This window comes from Bartonella sp. CM86QHHN (assembly GCF_042194695.1).
In the GTDB taxonomy this organism is placed as follows: domain Bacteria; phylum Pseudomonadota; class Alphaproteobacteria; order Rhizobiales; family Rhizobiaceae; genus Bartonella.
In genome coordinates, this window is record NZ_JBHIND010000087.1 from 1 (window position 1) to 2,262 (window position 2,262).

Annotated in this window: 4 protein-coding genes; all 4 read right to left on the reverse strand. The window is 42.4% G+C overall.

Annotation, left to right across the window (positions count from 1 at the left end; genetic code table 11):
- Positions 1-1,644: phage tail tape measure protein (locus tag ACFIKX_RS09545; protein WP_375628173.1), on the reverse strand; the 1,644-nt coding region annotated here is incomplete at its 3' end.
- Positions 1,641-1,712, reverse strand: a complete 72-nt coding sequence (locus tag ACFIKX_RS09550; RefSeq protein WP_375612372.1) for a hypothetical protein — start codon at positions 1,710-1,712, stop codon at positions 1,641-1,643. The genes ACFIKX_RS09545 and ACFIKX_RS09550, both read right to left, overlap by 4 nt.
- Before the next feature lie 38 nt (positions 1,713-1,750).
- Complete coding sequence (locus ACFIKX_RS09555) at positions 1,751-2,038, reverse strand: phage tail assembly protein (protein WP_375612344.1); 288 nt, start codon at positions 2,036-2,038, stop codon at positions 1,751-1,753.
- A gap of 2 nt (positions 2,039-2,040) precedes the next feature.
- Positions 2,041-2,262, reverse strand: a 222-nt coding sequence (locus ACFIKX_RS09560) for a phage major tail tube protein (RefSeq protein WP_375628174.1), incomplete at its 5' end; no start/stop codon positions are given.

Genomic DNA, 2,262 nt, shown 5'->3' on the forward strand with positions numbered 1-2,262 from the left:
CCATTTAATCAATGCATTTATGCCTTTTGCTATCCAATAGAGTGGTGAAAAGTTTTTAAAGAGCGTAAAGAGGTTATTGAAAATGTTACTACATAAGCTGTAAAAAGAATTCCATAGCTTTCCTAAGAAGCTTATTACGGTATTCCAGTTTTTGTAGAGTAGATATCCAGTAGCAATAAGCACTGTAATGCCGCCTATTATCCAGCCTATGGGAGTAGACATCATGACGATGCGAAGCGCGGCGAATGCTGTACCAATTACAGCTAATGATGCTACCAACAAGCTTTTTATTTTGTCCCAATATTTGTAAAGCACATATAGAACAGCAATAAGCGCAACAATGCCACCAATTACCCAAGTGATAGGAGAGGACATCATGATGATACCAAGCTTAACAAACGCTGCACCAATTACAGCTAATGATGCAACCAACCGGAAATCTATTTCATCCCAGTATTTACACAGTGCAATAACTGCTGCAATACCACCAAGTATCCAGCCGATAGGTGTGGTCATGATTGCATAGCCAAGTGTGACAAACGCTGCTCCCGCTGCGGCTAACGCGGCAATGAGTGGACCAAAAATGAACGAACCAAGTGCCACAAGTCCTACCTTGAAAAGGGTTATTTCACCAATCAACGGCTCCATCCATTGGAACCAGCCTTTAATCCTCTCTGTGAGATCACTGATGCCTTTTCTTAAATCAGAGGTAGGATTAAGCAAATCATTAAAGACTTTTTTTAAGGTTTTTGCCCAGCTCGCAACGGTTGTTTGAATGAGGTCGCGGTTTTCATCAATCAACTTTGAAAAACCGTCAATCATATCATTAATCACGGGCATGAAACGCGCGCCAATAAAGCTCGCGATACCGCCTATTTTTTTCTTAAAAGCACCAAGCTTGTCACTTAAATCTGCTGCATAGCGTGCAACATCGGCACCTATCAGCCATTTTCCTTTTCGCGCCTTTGCAAACAGCTCTTTAATGGGTGCCATGCCTTGTGCAAGCATGGTCGCCATTTCTTTACCATCGCCCCCAAACAGCAGAGCGGCAATATGCTGTCTTTGTGCTTGGCTTTTCATCTTACTCATCTTGTCGGTAATTTCTTCTAACAAGACAGAAGTGGATTTGAGTTTTCCAGAAGTGTTTTTGACAGAAATGCCAAGTGCTTCAAAGCCCATCATGCCTCTTTTTTGTCCGGCATATGCTTGTGCTGAACGCCTATTTAAAACCGCTAAGGATTGTTGAAAAAGTTCGGCAGAAGTGCCTGAATTATCGGCTGCATCACCCCATAATTGAAGTGATGCAACACTCATATTTAAATGGTGTGATGCGTGATAAAGACTATCTCCCAGATGCATGGTTTTCATGGTGAGGGCGGCTACACTTGCCACAAGACCACCACCAGCAAGCCCTAAGACACCGGTAAAGACTGAAGCACGACTTGCCGCTGTGCTAAGAGCACTTTGAACGCCATGAAGGCTTTTTGTCATGTTTTTGACAGCAGCAGAAAAGCGCACAATACCCAAACTATGTGAGAGTGTTTTTGACAATGTATCGAATTTTTTTTGAAGATGTTTGAGAGGTGCGGTGAGTTTGTCTTCAAGAGACAGTTTCACCTTTGCATCAGCAACTTTTTCACTCATTTTATCTTATACCTTTCTGCTGCTTGATTTCGCCAGAATATGAGTTCTTGCGGTTCCATTTCCATCATCTTTGAAAGGGACCAATGGAACACAATGGTAATATCGGCTATGAGTTTAGCGGCGGTTTCCCAGTCGAGGTATCCCGCCGCTTGATAAAAGACTCCAAAATCTCTCCAATGCTCGACAAGTCATTAATATCGAGTTCTCCAACCGCTTCATGTGCCCATCCAGAAAGACGTGCGATCATAGCGATTGTTTGCTCTATGCCTTCTTTTTTGTCGATTGCTTGCACATCTTTTGTTTTGGGGCGCTGTAAAGTAATTTCGGTGTGCTCTTTTCCTTCAAAAGTAACAGGTATCAATAATTTATGTGTAATGCTTGTTTGGACTGTCATTTTTATAATCCTATGTTGTCTCTATGGTCTGCGAGTTGATTGACGCCATTGAATTTTCTCACCAAGTTGAGGACATCTATCTCAACGATTTCAACGTCCTTCTGGACATATTTGAAATACTGCAATGTGAAGGTAGTTGTGGATGTTGCTTTGCTGCCCGGTTGCCATTCTGCCATTTCAAAGCCTTTGCATAGTCCTCTCATGGTAATGACAACACCTTCTGC

Bases quoted from the DNA above. Each gene is read 5' to 3' on its own strand.
- ACFIKX_RS09555 (WP_375612344.1), bottom strand. From the start codon at position 2,038: ATGACAGTCCAAACAAGCATTACACATAAATTATTGATACCTGTTACT.